General features: G+C 63.2%; 12 protein-coding genes. 1 reads left to right on the forward strand and 11 read right to left on the reverse strand.

Annotated elements, in window-relative coordinates; all coding sequences use genetic code 11:
- Positions 1-13: 13 nt before the first annotated feature.
- The 5 genes from serA to glmM all read right to left on the reverse strand — a co-directional run bounded on the left by serA (position 14) and on the right by glmM (position 6626).
- Complete coding sequence (serA, locus tag DY201_RS06020; protein WP_115730422.1) at positions 14-1615, reverse strand: phosphoglycerate dehydrogenase; 1602 nt, start codon at positions 1613-1615, stop codon at positions 14-16.
- Between the two features lie 66 nt (positions 1616-1681).
- A complete protein-coding gene (locus DY201_RS06025) occupies positions 1682-2857 on the reverse strand; it encodes a phosphoserine transaminase (protein ID WP_115730423.1) in 1176 nt (391 codons plus the stop codon).
- A gap of 544 nt (positions 2858-3401) precedes the next feature.
- On the reverse strand, positions 3402-4091 hold the full coding sequence (locus DY201_RS06030; protein WP_115730424.1) for an outer membrane protein: 690 nt from the start codon (positions 4089-4091) through the stop codon (positions 3402-3404).
- Between the two features lie 190 nt (positions 4092-4281).
- A complete protein-coding gene (locus DY201_RS06035; protein ID WP_115730425.1) occupies positions 4282-5064 on the reverse strand; it encodes an outer membrane protein in 783 nt (260 codons plus the stop codon).
- 209 nt (positions 5065-5273) lie between these two features.
- A complete protein-coding gene (glmM, locus tag DY201_RS06040; RefSeq protein WP_115730426.1) occupies positions 5274-6626 on the reverse strand; it encodes a phosphoglucosamine mutase in 1353 nt (450 codons plus the stop codon).
- Positions 6627-6865: 239 nt separating this feature from the next.
- Between glmM and DY201_RS06045 the strand changes: the two genes are divergently transcribed.
- The gene (locus tag DY201_RS06045; protein WP_115730427.1) at positions 6866-7498 is read left to right on the forward strand and encodes a LysE family translocator; all 633 of its coding nucleotides are present in this window, start codon (positions 6866-6868) and stop codon (positions 7496-7498) included.
- A 76-nt stretch (positions 7499-7574) separates the two neighbouring features.
- Here the strand turns inward: DY201_RS06045 and DY201_RS06050 are convergent, their stop codons facing one another.
- The 6 genes from DY201_RS06050 to tolB form a co-directional block, all read right to left on the reverse strand.
- Positions 7575-8744 (reverse strand): serine hydrolase domain-containing protein, encoded by a 1170-nt coding sequence (locus DY201_RS06050; protein WP_115730428.1) that lies wholly within the window; start codon positions 8742-8744, stop codon positions 7575-7577.
- A 200-nt stretch (positions 8745-8944) separates the two neighbouring features.
- Entirely contained in the window at positions 8945-10882 is a 1938-nt protein-coding gene (gene ftsH, locus DY201_RS06055) for an ATP-dependent zinc metalloprotease FtsH (RefSeq protein WP_115730429.1), read from the reverse strand.
- Positions 10883-10992: 110 nt separating this feature from the next.
- Positions 10993-12345 carry a tRNA lysidine(34) synthetase TilS gene (gene tilS / locus DY201_RS06060; protein ID WP_245431907.1) on the reverse strand — a complete coding sequence of 451 codons (1353 nt, stop codon included), beginning with the start codon at positions 12343-12345 and terminating at the stop codon, positions 10993-10995.
- On the reverse strand, positions 12339-13388 hold the full coding sequence (ybgF, locus tag DY201_RS06065; protein WP_115730430.1) for a tol-pal system protein YbgF: 1050 nt from the start codon (positions 13386-13388) through the stop codon (positions 12339-12341). The genes tilS and ybgF overlap by 7 nt, the downstream gene beginning before the upstream one ends.
- Before the next feature lie 159 nt (positions 13389-13547).
- Positions 13548-14057 (reverse strand): peptidoglycan-associated lipoprotein Pal, encoded by a 510-nt coding sequence (gene pal, locus DY201_RS06070; RefSeq protein ID WP_115730431.1) that lies wholly within the window; start codon positions 14055-14057, stop codon positions 13548-13550.
- 355 nt (positions 14058-14412) lie between these two features.
- Entirely contained in the window at positions 14413-15729 is a 1317-nt protein-coding gene (tolB, locus tag DY201_RS06075) for a Tol-Pal system beta propeller repeat protein TolB (protein WP_067956791.1), read from the reverse strand.
- Between the last annotated feature and the right edge of the window lie 14 nt (positions 15730-15743).

Genomic DNA, 15743 nt, shown 5'->3' on the forward strand with positions numbered 1-15743 from the left:
TGGGAGGCTTTTGTCAGATGCCGTTGACGTCGAACTGCAGGCGCTTGGCTGAGTCGATCGACTTGTGGTCGCGTACCTTGGCGAGCACGTCTTCGGGGAACGGTGCATCTAGATAGAGCAAGGCAATCGCATTGCCGCCCGGCCGGTCACGGCCGAGCTGGAAGTTGGCGATGTTGACGCCGCTCTCGCCGCACACGGTGCCGAGCAGGCCGATGATACCAGGCGCGTCGGCGTTGGTGGTGTAGAGCATGTGCTGACCAACCTCGGCGTCGAGGTTGATGCCCTTGATCTGGATGAAGCGCGGCTTGCCGTCGGAGAAGCAGGTGCCGGCGATCGAGCGGGTCATATGCTCGGTCTTCACCGACAGCTTGATGTAGCCGTCGAAGACGCCCGACTTGTCGCGCTTGACCTCGGCGACGATGATCCCGCGCTCCTTCACCATGATCGGCGCCGACACCATGTTGACGTCGGAGACCTGCGGCCGGATCAGGCCGGCAAGGGCGGCGCTGATCAGTGCCTTGGTGTTCATCTGCGCGGTCTGGCCGTCGAACAGAATCTCGACCTCGGTGATCGGGTCTTCCGTCACCTGGCCGACAAAGGCGCCCAGCACCTCGGCGAGCTTGACGAACGGCTTGAGCCGCGGCGCTTCTTCGGCGGTGATCGAGGGCATGTTGATGGCGTTGGAAACGGCACCCTTGACCAGGTAATCGGCCATCTGCTCGGCGACCTGAAGGGCGACGTTTTCCTGCGCCTCCGAGGTCGAGGCACCGAGATGTGGGGTGCAAACGACATTGTCCATGCCGAACAGCTCGTTGCTCTCGGCCGGCTCGACCTCAAACACATCGATGCCGGCGCCCGCCACCTTGCCGCTCTTGAGCCCGGCGATCAGGTCCTTCTCGACGATCAGGCCACCACGGGCGCAGTTGATGATGCGCACGCCCGTTTTCATCTTGGCGATGGAGTCGGCGTTGATGATGTTGCGGGTCTTGTCGGTCAGCGGCGTATGCAGCGTGATGAAGTCGGCGCGGGCCAGCAACTCCTCGAGCTCCACCTTCTCGACGCCGAGTTCCTCGGCACGATGCTCCGACAGGAACGGGTCGAAGGCAACGACATGCATTTTGAGGCCGACGGCGCGGGTGGCGACGATCGAGCCGATGTTGCCGCAGCCGATCAGGCCAAGCGTCTTGCCGGTGATCTCGACACCCATGAAGCGGTTCTTTTCCCACTTGCCGGCATGGGTCGAGGCATTGGCCTCGGGGAGCTGGCGGGCGACCGCGAACATCAGCGCGATGGCATGTTCGGCTGTGGTGATCGAATTGCCGAAGGGCGTGTTCATGACGATGATACCGCGCCGCGAGGCGGCGGGGATATCGACATTGTCGACGCCGATGCCGGCGCGGCCGATGACCTTGAGATTGGTTGCTGCGGCGATCAGCTTTTCGGTGACCTTGGTCGCCGAGCGGATGGCGAGGCCGTCATATTGGCCGATGACTTCGAGCAGCTTTTCCTTGTCCTTGCCGAGGTCGGGCAGGTAGTCGACCTCGACGCCACGATCCTTGAAGATCTGGACGGCGGTGGTGGAGAGTTTGTCGGATACGAGAACGCGGGGCGCCATAGCTGCCTCCTTGAAGAGTGATCAACTGTTCGGGAAAGGGCGGCCCGGAGGCCGCCGCAGGTCTGGTCAGGCGGCAGCCTTGAGCGCCGCCTTCTGATTGGCGAAGGCCCAGTCGAGCCATGGCATCAGGGCAACCAGGTCGGACGTCTCGACGGTGGCGCCGGCCCAGATGCGCAGGCCGGGAGGCGCGTCGCGATAGGCGCCGATGTCGAAGGCAACGCCTTCCTTTTCCAGCGCCGAGACCAGGCCCTTGGCGAAGGCTGCCTGGCCTTCCTTGTCGAGACCAGTCACTTCGGGGTCGACGATCGACAGGCAGACCGAGGTGTTCGAGCGCGTTTCCGGCACGACGGCCAGATTGGCGAGCCAGCCGGACTTCTGTACAAACGTGTCTATGGCGGCGAAGTTGGCGTCGGCACGGGCGACCAGCGCATCGAGCCCGCCCAGGCCCTTGGCCCAGTTCAGCGCATCGAGATAATCCTCGACGCACAGCATCGACGGTGTGTTGATGGTTTCGCCCTTGAAGATGCCTTCGATCAGCTTGCCGCCAGAGGTCAGGCGGAAGATCTTGGGCAGTGGCCATGCCGGCTTGTAAGTCTCGAGCCTTTCGACGGCGCGCGGGCTGAGGATCAGCATGCCATGCGCGCCTTCGCCGCCGAGCACCTTCTGCCAGGAGAAAGTGACGACATCGAGCTTTGCGAAATCGAGGTTCTGGGCAAAGGCCGCCGAAGTGGCGTCGCAGATGGTCAGGCCCTTGCGATCACTGGGGATGAAGTCGCCGTTTTCGACGCGCACGCCCGAGGTCGTGCCGTTCCAGGTGAAGACGACGTCGCGGTCAAAATCGACCTTCTTGAGATCGGGCAGCTCGCCATAAGGTGCGTCGAACTTGCGGACGTCCTCGATCTTGAGCTGCTTGACCACGTCGGTGATCCAGCCGGCGCCGAAGCTTTCCCAGGCGACCATGTCGATACCGCGCTCGCCGAGCAGTGACCACATCGCCATCTCGACGGCACCGGTGTCTGACGCCGGAACGATGCCGATGCGGTACTCGGTGGGAACCTGGAGTACTTCGCGGGTCAGCGCGATGGCCTGCTCGAGCTTGGTCTTGCCGATCTTGGCACGGTGCGAGCGGCCGAGCGCTGCGTCGGCGAGCGCCTGGAGCGACCAGCCGGGACGTTTTGCGCAGGGACCTGAGGAGAAATTGGGATTTGCCGGACGGAGTCCGGGCTTGGCGACGATCGTCATCGTGATGCTATCCTTCCAGATAGGTGGCCCCTCGTTGGGGAGGGGTGGCCCACGGACGGCGATATGCGTTTAGCGCTCGGGCGTCAAGAGGAAAGTTTTTGTCGCAAAGAGGACATGACTGCACAGGCGCCTGCCGGCCATCGGACTGCGGGTCTCTGATCAGCCATTCCCACAATTACCAAATCCCGCCTACTTGGCCGGCAGCAGGAGCCAGCATGTACGCGGTGGTCGTAGAGCAGCTCTTGAATGGCTTCCTGCCGACTGGCTTCGTTCTGCCTGGCGCGGCGATATTCGTCCACAGCGTCGAGCACAGCTGACGGAAACTTCATATGTACGGCCTCTGTCCCCGCCGGTCGCCGCCCCCGTTTCGGAAGTTGTTCACGCAAGTCCGCCCCCCGAAGAGCTATCTTTAGGAAAAATCGTTTCCTGTGGATTAGATCGCAACAGCAAAATCGGGGCGGGAGCGACCGGTAAAGGCGTCGGCCTGACCAAATGAAAACGGCGGGCCAAGGCCCGCCGCTGTCATGAAATCTGGATCGGGTGCTTACCAGAGGTCGTAGCGCAGTCCGACCCTGACCTGGTGAAAGTCGACGCCCTTTTTCATTTCGACTGCCGGCACGTCGGCATATTCCAGGCCTGGTGCCGCGAGATATTGGTAACCTACGTCGACCGAGGCGTTCTGGCTGACCTTGTAGCTGACGCCGGCATTGAGCGCGTAGGCCAGGGCGTACTGCGTGTCGCGGAGGTGCCAGTCGGGCGTGGTCGAGGTGTCGTCGACCCGCTGGCTGGCATAGATGACACCGACGCCAGCACCGACATAAGGTGTAAAGCCGGCAATGGTGCCGAGGTCGACATAGGCATTCGCCATGCCGGTCCACATGCTGTTTTCCGATTCGATCGTATCGACGCCGTCGGTTGCGCCGTAGCGGTCGTGTGCCAGGAAGCCGAGATTGAGGTCGCCGCGCAGGTAGTCGGTGAAATGATAACCCGCGCCAATGCTGCCATTGACGAAGGTGCTGTCCGATTCGACGCCGAACAGCGTGAAGTCATAGGGCGACTTCGTGATGTTGTAGCCGACATCGCCGCGCAGGTACCAGCCGGAGCCGACTTCGACGGGGACGTATTCCGGCGCCTCGTCGATAACGACTGGCGGATCGTAATCGGCAGCGCCTGCTGCAAGCGGCCAAAGCATGGTCGCGGCCAGGGCCAGCGCTATGCGAGACGTCAAGGTCATGATCGCATTCTCCCGAAATGGCGCCAGTGTTGCCGAGGAATCCAGCAGCCGTTCAGGTCATCATTAACCATAGAGGTTAAGTCACAGTTAAGGATAACAGATGGTTAGCCGGTGTTTGTAGTCATGGCCGCAACGAAAAACCGCCCGGCAAGCCGGGCGGTTGGATGTTGGCAACAGCTGAATTGGCCGCTTAGTTCAGCGAGTAGCGGACACCAAGCTTGAAGTCGTGCGAGGTGATGTCCTTGAACCGGATGCCGTCGTTGGCAGGTGGGAAGGGGAAGGACGGGTCGACGTTTTTCAACTCGCCGGTCTGGCCGTCGCCAAGGTTGACGAAGCTGTAGCCGAGATCGATGGTCATACGCTCGGTCGCCTTGATGCCGAGACCGGCGTGGAGCGCCCAGGCGAGATCCCAGCGCGACTTGTCGGCGGCATAGGCGCCGCCACCCGTCTGCGGGTTGGTGTCGGTGAAGTTCGAGATCGTGTTCCGCGACGCGCCGATACCGGCGCCGACATAAGGCGTGATGCCGTAGAACGTGCCGACGTCGGCATAGGCGTTCGCCAGGAACAGCCATTCCGACTTTCTGCCGCGGTAGTTGTTGGTGGTAACCGGATCGGTGGGGTCGGTGGCCCTCAGCCAGTCCTGTGCGGTGAAGTCCGCCGCACCGCGATACTCCGCCGTGATGTCGCCACGCAGGAAGTCGTTGAACTGATAGCCTACGCCGAGACCGAATGTCGGGGCGGAGCCGAAGCTGCCGTCATCGTACCAGCCATGTTCGAGCGGGATGTCGAACAGCGGCGACTCCAGGCGCTTGATGCGCTGGTTGCTCATGCCGATATGGCCGCGCAGGTACCAGCCGCCATAGGAGGGCTGCTCGACCTCGATGATCGGCTCGGGCATGTCTGCCGCGAATACCGGTCCTGTCACGCCGACGAGCAGCGCGGCGAATAGTGCGTTCCTTCCAAACTTAAACATGCTGATAACCCTATCCCTGCGGACCGCAACGCGCCCGGCCATGACTAACCCGCGTGGATAATGCTTGGTATAGGTTAAGGCGTGCTTAACCGTGCTGATTAACCACGTTGCTTTGCAATCAGCGGTTTCATCGGCCGCCACGAGCAGTTTCGGGTCCACGAAAAAAGCCCGCCGGAGGCGGGCTTTTCCTGCGCTGGAGAAGGGTTGCTTCAGGCGGCCGAACGGCTTTCCGAGATGACGCCGACAATGTCGTTCACCACGGTTTCCACCAGTTGCGGGTCGTCGCCTTCGGCCATGACGCGGATCAGCGGCTCGGTGCCCGACGGGCGGATCACCAGGCGGCCGGTCTTGCCCAGCCGGTTGCGGCCGTCCTCGATCGCCGCCTTCACCAGCGTCTCTTCGAGCGGCTTGCCGCCGGAGAAGCGCACGTTCTTGAGCAACTGCGGCACCGGCTCGAAGGTGCGGCTGAGTTCACTCATCGGCTTGTTCGAGCGCTTGATGCAGGCGAGAACCTGCAAAGCAGCCACCAGGCCGTCGCCGGTGGTCGAATAGTCGGTCAACACGATGTGGCCCGATTGCTCACCGCCGATGTTGAGGCCATGCGCGCGCATATGCTCGACGACATAGCGGTCGCCGACCTTGGTGCGGTGCAGTTCGAGGTTGAGTTCGCCGAGATAGCGCTCGAGGCCGAGGTTTGACATGACAGTCGCCACCACGCCGCCACCGGCGAGACGGCCGCTCTGCTGCCAGGACTGGGCGATCAACGCCATGATCTGGTCGCCGTCGACGACGGTGCCGTTCTCGTCGACGATGACGACACGGTCGGCGTCGCCGTCGAGGGCGATGCCGATGTCGGCACGGACCTCGTGGATCTTCTTCTGCAGGCCGCCCGGGTGGGTCGAGCCGCATTCGGCATTGATGTTGAAGCCGTTGGGTTCGACATTGATCGGAATCACTTCGGCGCCGAGTTCCCAAAGCGCGGCGGGCGCCACCTTATAGGCAGCACCGTTGGCGCAGTCGACGACGATGCGCAGGCCCGACAGCGACATCGAGCGGGGCAGGGTGCGCTTGGCGAATTCGATGTAGCGGTCATGCACGCCGTCGACGCGCTTGGCGCGGCCGAGCCCGTCGGAATCGGCAAGCAGCGCCTCGACATCCTGGTCGAGCATCGCTTCGATGCGTTCCTCGATCTCGTCGGACAGCTTGTAGCCGTCGGGGCCGAACAGCTTGATGCCATTGTCGTGGTAGGGATTGTGCGAAGCCGAGATCATCACGCCGATGTCGGCGCGCAGCGAGCGCACCAGCATGGCGACAGCCGGCGTCGGGATCGGGCCGAGAAGGAACACGTCCATGCCGGCGGCGCACAGACCTGACACCAGCGCGTTCTCGATCATGTAGCCCGACAGACGCGTGTCCTTGCCGAGCACGACGCGGTGGCGGTGATTGCCGCGCTGGAATGACAGGCCGGCGGCCATGCCAACCTTCATCGCAACTTCTGCGGTCATCGGAAATTTGTTGGCCCGTCCGCGAATGCCGTCGGTGCCGAAATAGCGTCCAGCCATGTTTAGCCTGTCCCCGTAGAGTCCACCCGCGATTGCTTTGCCACAACCAGCGGCGACCAACGCATCACATTTGGTGATTTTATGTCACAAAAGCTTAGAAAAGGGTTGGGTTTTTGAGGGAGTGCCGACGGGGCGAAGTTTTGCAGTGCCAATCCCTTGCGCCTGCTGCCGGCACCCCACCTTGCCATTCCCTCGAATCCCGCTAGACAGGAATTCCGGCTCCAATCGAGGAACACGATATGCCGGATTTATCCACACTCATTGTTTTTGCCGCCGCGTCGGTGGTTTTGACTGCCACGCCCGGTCCCGACATGCTGCTCATCGCTTCTCGCAGCATCAGCCAGGGGCGCCCGGCGGGTTTCCTCACCTATCTCGGTATCGCGCTCGGCACCTATTGCCATGCGCTCGCCGCGGCCCTTGGGCTTTCGCAGCTGTTCTTGGCGGTGCCCGTTGCCTATGAGATCGTGCGCTGGGCCGGTTGCGCCTATCTACTCTATCTCGCCTGGAAGACGCTGCGATCCGACGGCACAGCCCTTGCGCCGACGTCCGATCTCAAACGGTTCTCGTCAAGGCGTATCTTGGGCGAGGGTCTTGCCACAAACCTGCTCAACCCGAAGATGGTAGTGTTCGTGCTGGCGCTGTTTCCGCAGTTCATCCATCCCGAAGCCGGGTCGATGATCGCGCAGACACTGGTGCTGGCAACCGTGCTCAACGGGATCGGTTTCATCGTCAACGGTTCGGTCATCTTGCTGAGCAGCCACCTGCGCCAGCGGGCAGGTGGCCTGGTGCGGCTGGGCAGGCTGCCGCAATATTTCCTCGCCACTGTCTTTGCCGGGCTGGCGTGCCGGGTGGCGTTGGGTAGCCGAAACTGAGCATCGTCGCTGCTGCCGAAGATGCCGAACCGCCGCTGAGTGTCCTCAGCGGCGGTTCCCTGAAAACGCTATCGTTTCACGTCGCAAGCTTCGCGCCGGCGAGCAGGTCGTCGATCACCGACGCCCGGAACGCGCCGTTCTCCGGAGTGCCGTCGTTGTTCATGAGAAGCGCTGCCACGTGGCTCCGGTCCTCCGACAGCGCCACGATGTTGGAAGCACCGTTGTCGCTGCCGGTGTGGCCGACGAGCTTGCGGCTGGCACTTTCCTCTTCGGTCCAACCGAGCCCCTGATACGGGTAGATCTTCGGGTCGATCTGCCGCCGCAACATTTCGGCCGATGCCTGAGGCGACAGGATGGCATCAGGGCCTCCTCCGAGCATGGCATGCAGCGATCTTGCGAGATCGCTCACCGAGCAGCGCAGCATTCCGGCGGGAACGTCGGGATAGCCCTGCTGCGGCAGCTCGACGAACGCTCCGTCCTCGAAGCTGTATGGCTTGGCGAGCATATCGGGCTGGAACTCCCTGATGTACCAATGGGCATTGTCCACGCCGATCGGGACGAGAATGTTGTCCTTCACATAAGCCGGAAAGCCCGTTCCGCTGACGCGTTCGACGACGTAGCCTGCCAGCGCCATGGCAACGTTGCTGTATTCCCACTTGGTGCCCGGCTCCGCCTGGAGAAACGATGTCTCGGGCGCGTAAGTGACGCCGCCCTTCACGAGATAGTTTCGCAGGAAGTCCGGCAGGCTCTGCTTCGGATCGCCTGGGAAAGAAACGTCACCATGGCCTTCGTCGAAAATGCTCGATGTGTGGGTCAAAAGGTGATGCGCCGTGATCGGCAGTTGCGGGTGGCGAGGGTTGCGGACAGGAAAGTCGATGAAATCATTGACGTCGCCATGCAGGTCGAGGCCCTTGCGCTCGAAAAGCTGCACCAGAGAGAAGGCCGTGAAAAGCTTGCTGACGGACGCCAGGTGCATGGGGGTGTCGACGGTAAGGTTTCGCTGCTGCTCAAGATCAGCGAAGCCGAATGCACCGGCGTAGAGCGTGGCACTTTCCCTTGAGGCGATGGTCATGGCAGCGCCCACGATATTTGCGGCCTTCATCCGTGCGGGAATTGCCGCTTCGAAATCGCGGCGCCAGGCTTCGAACGATGGGTTCTTTTCAGCACCTGCGAGAGCCAAAGGTGCTTGGGGGACAAGCAAGCCGGTCAGTCCCAGTTTGAGCAATGAACGACGCGATGCGACCATGATCTGTTTCGCTTTCTGGCGGCCTGCCGGTTGAATGCGCTTCGGATGCCCCGAGCATTGGCGGCAGCGTGCCGATGACTTCGGCGAAAGCTTGGCGAAGGTTGTCGTCTACTTGGCGGATATCCGCCGGTGAGCCCAGAATGCAAAAACGCCGCCGAGTTTTCTCGGCGGCGTTTGCATTCAGTAGCTGCGTGTAGAGCTCAGCTCGACGGCTGCGGCTCCATGCCGCCTTCGGGCTCGGAACCCTTTTTCTTGCCGCGGGTCGAGCCGGCCTTGGGCACGGCCGAGCCGCGCGATGGCGGGGTGTCGTCGCCCATGTCGCGGGAGGGTTTGTTGCCGGCGATCAGCTGCTTGATCTCTTCGCCCGACAGAGTTTCGTATTCGAGCAGGCCTTCGGCGAGCGCGATCCAGTCCTTCTTCTTCTTGGTCAGGATGGTCCTAGCCGTCGAATAGGCCTCGTCGATCAAGCGGCGCACTTCGGCGTCGATGATCTGGGCGGTCTCTTCCGAGACGTTCTGGGTACGGGCAACCGAGTGGCCGAGGAACACCTCTTCCTGGTTGTCGCCATAGGCGACATGGCCAAGCTTGTCGGAGAAGCCCCAGCGGGTGACCATGGCACGTGCCAGTTTCGTCGCTTGCTCGATGTCGGAGGAGGCGCCGGAGGTGATGTTCTCCTTGCCGAACTTGAACTCCTCGGCGACGCGGCCGCCCATCATGATCGCCAGACGCGAGATCATGTACTTGTAGCTCATCGAATAGCGGTCGCCTTCGGGCAACTGCATGACCATGCCCAGCGCACGGCCGCGCGGGATGATGGTCGCCTTGTGCAGCGGGTCGGCGGCCGGCACGTTGAGCGCAAGGATGGCGTGACCGGATTCGTGATAAGCGGTCAGCTCCTTCTCGGCCTGGGTCATAGCCGAGGAACGGCGCTCGGCGCCCATCATGATCTTGTCCTTGGCGTCCTCGAATTCCTGCATGGTGACGAGGCGCTTGTTGCGGCGCGCGGCCATCAGTGCGGATTCGTTGACGAGGTTCATCAGGTCGGCACCGGAGAAGCCCGGCGTGCCGCGGGCGACGACCTTGAGATCGACATTCGGTGCCAGCGGCACGTTGCGGACATGGACCTTGAGGATCTTCTCGCGGCCGACGATGTCGGGGTTCGGCACCACGACCTGGCGGTCGAAGCGGCCCGGACGCAGCAGCGCGGGATCGAGAACGTCGGGACGGTTGGTCGCGGCGATCAGGATGATCGACTCATTGGCCTCGAAGCCGTCCATTTCGACCAGCAGCTGGTTCAGCGTCTGCTCGCGTTCGTCGTTGCCGCCGCCGAGGCCGGCGCCGCGATGGCGGCCGACGGCGTCGATTTCGTCGATGAAGATGATGCAGGGCGCGTTCTTCTTGGCCTGCTCGAACATGTCGCGGACGCGGGATGCGCCGACACCGACGAACATTTCGACGAAGTCGGAACCAGAGATGGTGAAGAACGGCACGTTGGCTTCACCGGCGACCGAACGGGCAAGCAAGGTCTTGCCGGTACCGGGAGGGCCAACGAGCAGCACGCCGCGCGGGATTTTGCCGCCGAGGCGCTGGAACTTCTGCGGGTCGCGCAGGAATTCGACGATTTCCTCGAGGTCTTCCTTGGCTTCGTCGACGCCGGCGACGTCGCCGAAGGTGACGCGGCCATGCGCTTCGGTCAGAAGCTTGGCCTTGGACTTGCCAAAGCCCATGGCGCGGCCGGAGCCGGACTGCATCTGGCGCATGAAGAAAATCCACACGCCGAGGATCAGGATCATCGGCAGCCAGGACAGCAGCACCGAGAAGATCGAGCCCGAGCCGTCGTTTTCAGGACGGGCGTTGATGGTGACGTTCTTCTGCTCAAGCCGCGACACCAGTGTCGGGTCGCCGGGCGAGTAGGTCTGGAAGCCAGTCGAAGAACCGTCGATGTAGGTGCCGCTGATGCGGTCACCGGCGATCGTCACCGTCTTGACGCGGCCGGAGTCCAGATCCTGGAGGAACTGCGAATACGCCACTTCGCTCGACGCGCCGCGGGTCTGCGGGGTCTGGAACAGATTGAACAGGGCGATGAGCAGAACGGCTATGATCGCCCACAGCGCGAAGTTGCGATAGTTCGGATTCATCGAGTTTCCCGTTGGCGTTCGTGGGGAACGCGTGTGGTGAGAGTAAGCTTGCCCCTAACATAGGCACGGGCTCCCACATTGCCAAGCGCGTCCCTAAGTCTCGGTTAAGGTCAAACACCAATGTGACCGCGGCATGGCGAGGCCGGGACCGGGCGTCCGCCAATCAGCTTTTGCACCGCCCGGGCCGGAGCCAGGTCGAAGCCCGGCAGGAAACGCGCCCAAGGGGCGGCAATCGCGTCAGCATTTGTTAGAAATGCAAGGCCGGCCGCTGCTTCTCCGCGCCACAAGGCCGGCTCGGCCGCAAGTGCCGCCCTGACAAGACTTTGCGGCGCATTTGCTTCCGGCGACATCGCAGCCGCTGCCGTCAAACCGAGGGGGGCGACACTCATTGCAGCTTGTCCTGCCAGCGCTGCGGCGATCCTGTAGCGGCCGTCCCACGGACCTGTCGCCAGTCGCACCGCCGGCGGCAATCCGCGTCCTTCGCGCAGCACAAAAATGCCGCTGCTCCTGATCTCGACAAGCGCGCGCGACAATGTGGCGCGGGCCGGATTTTTGTTAGCCGAACTGCCCGTCAGGAGCGTCAGCAGGTTCTGCGTGCGCGCCTCGTCGGGCAGGTGTGCGACGCCTCCTGCGACGGCGATCAGGATGCGCAGCGCATAGGCCGTCGCCTCGCTGTCGGGTGCCTGGGCAAATGCCGGATCGAGTCGGAGCAGGCCGGGACTGACGCGGCTGGCGTGGGCTTCGATCAGCGCCGCGGCACGTTCGCCAAGCCGGGTGCGTGCTGCACCCGCCTGCCGTGCATCGGCAAGGGCTGTTTCAATATGCTGGTCGCCGCCTCGTTGCAGCGACTGCCGCATGCGCGGCCGCTCATAGGTGACATTGGTGTTGGTGGGGTCGTCGATCCAGCCGGTGCCGCGCGCCCGGAGCACGTCGCGCAGCTGCTCGCGGCGCTGGCCGAGCAGGGGACGGACAATCCAGACGTCGCCATCGAAAAGCGTTGCCGGCGCCATGCCGGCGCTGCCGCGACCCACTCCGCGCGTGCCGCGCATCAGCACCGTTTCGGCCTGGTCGTCAGCGGTATGGCCGGTGACGACGACCGTCGCATCCGCCTGGCGCGCCGCCTCGGCCAGGAGATCGTAGCGGGCGTCGCGCGCGGCAGCTGCGATGCCGGTTGACGGCTTTTCACCACTCCAGCGCATCGTGCGATGGGGAATCTGGATTTGGGCGCATAGCCGCGCCACGTGGTCGGCCTCGGCGCCCGAGCCCGGGCGCAGCGCGTGGTCGACGGTCACGGCCCAAAGCCGCGTCGTGGGCGCGTGCCGGCCGAGATAGGATTTGAGAAGAAGAAGAAGCGCTGTCGAGTCGCTGCCGCCTGATACCGCTGCGACGATCGTTGGGTGCGAGGCGAAGTCGAACTCGGAAAAGTCTTGATAAAAATCGGCGTCGATCGGCTGCGTCAGCACGCGGCGAGAGCCCGTTCCTGCTTGACCCGCTCCTTGATCGCACCCGAGACGCTTGGGTAACGCTTGCCGATTTCGCCGAAGGTAGCGCAAGCGACTTCGCGCTGCTTGAGGCCGACCAGCGAAATGCCGAGCTTGAGCATCATCTCAGGCGCCTTCTTGGACTTCGGGTATTCCTTGCTGGCGGAGAGGAAGATCTCGGCCGCGTCGCGGTATTTCTTCTGGCCCAGCAGCGACTCGCCCAGCCAGAAGCGGGCATCGGCGGTCTTGGCGTCGGCGGGGAAGCGCGAGATGTGGTCGCGGAAACCCTGTTCGGCGGTGGTGTAATCGCCCGAAAGGACGAACTGATAGGAATTGCGGTAAAGCTCATCCGGATCGTTGGTGTCGGGCAAAGCGGCAACGGCGGTGCCGTTGGCCTGCGGCTGCGCCGGCTGTGCTGCGACAGGTGCCTGCGGCTGGGCTGGAGCTGATGCCTGCGGGTTGGCGGTATCGGACACGACGTTGCCATTGGCGTCGACGGTGATGGTGCCGAAGGTCGTCGGCGGCGCGCCGGTGCCACCGGAAACAGCGCCGGGTTCGCCGGTGCCGGATTCGGTGATTACCTCTCCGACGCTATTGCCGCCGGGGGCCGGAGCGGTCGCCGTCTGGGCCGCACCGGGTTGAGGCGCCGTGGGCGCCTCAACGATCGAGCTGTTGGTCTTGCCAGAAGCGTCGGACTTCTTCTGCCCGCCGCCTTCAAGCTCCTGGAAGCGGAACTCGTTGTCTTCCTGCATCTTCCGCATCTGCTCCTGCATCTGCAGAAGCTGGAAGTTCAGCTCCTCGATGGAGCCGTTGAGCTTGCGGATTTCCTCCTCGAGCGCGGTGACGCGCGGATCGCCCGCCTGGGCGAGCTGGATCGGAGCTTCGGTGCTCTCAGTCTTGCTGCCGAAAACGCCCGGCAGGCCGATCTTTGGGAAGTCGATGCCGATGCCGTCGCGCGCATGCGCCGCAGCCCCCGACAGAAGGAAGATGGCAAGTGTGCCACTCAGGATTGATCGAAAATGCATTAGCCTCTCGCCGTGGAAGAGAATTTGGTTGCTTTGCGCCGATGCGCTCTCGTCATTTATCAGGACCGGAGACTTCGGCCAAATTTTGTTTCGGAGCGCCAGATAAGCAAAAGGCGGCCCGAAGACCGCCTTTCGTTCAACTCAGTGGCTTCGCGCAGCTCAGCTGCCGGCGCCCGACAGCGTCGTGACGGCGCGGCGGTTCTGCGACCAGCACGAGATGTCGTCGCAAACCGCGACCGGACGTTCCTTGCCGTAGGAGATCGTCTTCAGACGGTTCGAGGCAACGCCCTGCGAGATCAGGTAGTCGCGAGCAGCGGCGGCGCGACGTGCGCCGAGTGCCAGATTGTATTCGCGGGTGCCGCGCTCGTCGGCATGGCCTTCGACAACGACTGCGTACTGGCCGTACTTGTTCAGCCACTGCGCCTGGCGGCTCAGGATGCCCTGGGCGTCGGCACGAACCGACGAGGAGTCGGTGTCAAAGAAGATGCGGTCGCCGACATTGACGGTGAAGTCCTGCGACGAGCCCGGCGTTGCCGAGCCGGCGCCGCCACCGAGGCCGAGATCGGCCGCGTTGTTCGGGGTCTTCTTCGAGGCGCAGCCTGCAATCGCCAGAGAGGCGATCAGGGCCACGACCACGGGGTTGGTTGCAAATTTTGCGATACGGCGCATCCCGCCTCTCCTTCGCATTCGAGTGATTTCGTTGAACATCCAGTAACCACGTTGGGGTTAACCGGCATTCAAGAAACGTGGTTAAAATTTCGTTGCTGCTCGCTGTAGTGTCCCCGCATGCGGCAGCCGTCGAACATGCACTTCGCCGCGCACCGTAGGCGGAAATACGGCAGAAAGGCGGCGTCATTGGTCAAATGACGCCGCCTGGTCCATTCGTCGCGCCTTCAGCGGAAAAGGTTAACAACAGGCCCTGTGGCGCTGCGCGTCAGCTGGGACGCGCAAAGGGTGCTGTAACACTTTGACACGGGTGCCTGGCCCGTTGCGAAGATCGTAACCGATGGTCGTGGCCATGCACTTAGTCGAGCAGCGGCGACCATGCCGGGTCGGAGGCAAAGCCCGAGGTCGGGATCGCCTGTTCGTTACGGCCAGTGAGGTCGACCGAGTAGAGCTTGGGACCGCCGCCGCCGGGCTGGTCGCGGAAGAACATCACGACACGGCCGTTCGGCGCCCAGGTCGGGCCTTCCTGCTGGAAGCCGGTCGACAGGATGCGCTCGCCCGAACCGTCGGTCTTCATCACGCCGATCTGGAACTGGCCGCCCGACTGCTTGGTGAAGGCGATCAGGTCGCCGCGCGGCGACCATACCGGGGTCGAGTAGCTGCCGCCGCCGAAGGAAACGCGGGTCTGGCCCGAGCCGTCGGCGCCCATGACGTAGATCTGTGGCTGGCCGCCACGGTCGGAGGTGAAGACCACCTTGGAACCGTCGGGCGAATAGGACGGCGAGGTGTCGATGGCGCTGGAATTGGTCAGGCGCGTGGTGGTGCGGCTGCGCAGGTCCATCGAGAAGATGTTGGAATTGCCGTCGTCGCGCAGCAGGCTCATGATCACCTTCTGGCCATCGGGCGAAAAGCGCGGCGCAAAGGTCATGCCGGGGAAGTTGCCGACGAGTTCGCGCTGGCCGGTCTCGATCTGCAGCAGATAGACCTGCGGCTGCCCACTTTCGTAGGACATGTAGGTGATTTCCTGGCGCGTCGGCGAGAAGCGTGGGGTCATGGCGATCGAGCGGCCGTCGGAGAGATAGCGCACATTGGCGCCGTCCTGATCCATGATCGCCAGGCGCTTCTTGCGCGCGGTCTTGGCACCCGACTCGTCGATGAAGACGACGCGGGTGTCGAAATAACCTTTCTCACCGGTCAGGCGCTCGTAGATCGCGTCGGCGATGATGTGGGCGATGCGGCGCGAATTGGCCTTGTTGGCAAAGAACTGCTCGCCAGCAAGCTGCTGGCCGGCAAAGGTGTCCCACAGCCGGAATTCGGCCTTGAGCCTGCCGTCGGCTTCTTGGCTGACGCGGCCGGTGACGAGCGCCTGGGCATTGATGACCTTCCAGTCCTCGAAGCGCGGCGCAACATCGGGGTTGGAGATCTTCTCGATGAAGGCGCCCTTGTCGATCGGCGCGAACAGGCCCGACCGCTGCAGGTCGGCGGCGACGATGCCGGCGATCTCCGCGCCCATCGCATCCCCCGACAGGAAATCGGTGATGGCGATCGGCAGCGGCTCGACATTGCCCTTGTTGACGTCGATCTCGACCAGCGCGCGTGCAGGCAAGGTCGCAAACGCGGTCATGCCGCTCGCCATGGCGCCGATCAGAAGGATCGCTTTGATTACATGCTTCATTAGACAGGCCTCTT

It is taken from the genome of Aminobacter aminovorans (genome assembly GCF_900445235.1).
GTDB classification, from domain to species: domain Bacteria; phylum Pseudomonadota; class Alphaproteobacteria; order Rhizobiales; family Rhizobiaceae; genus Aminobacter; species Aminobacter aminovorans.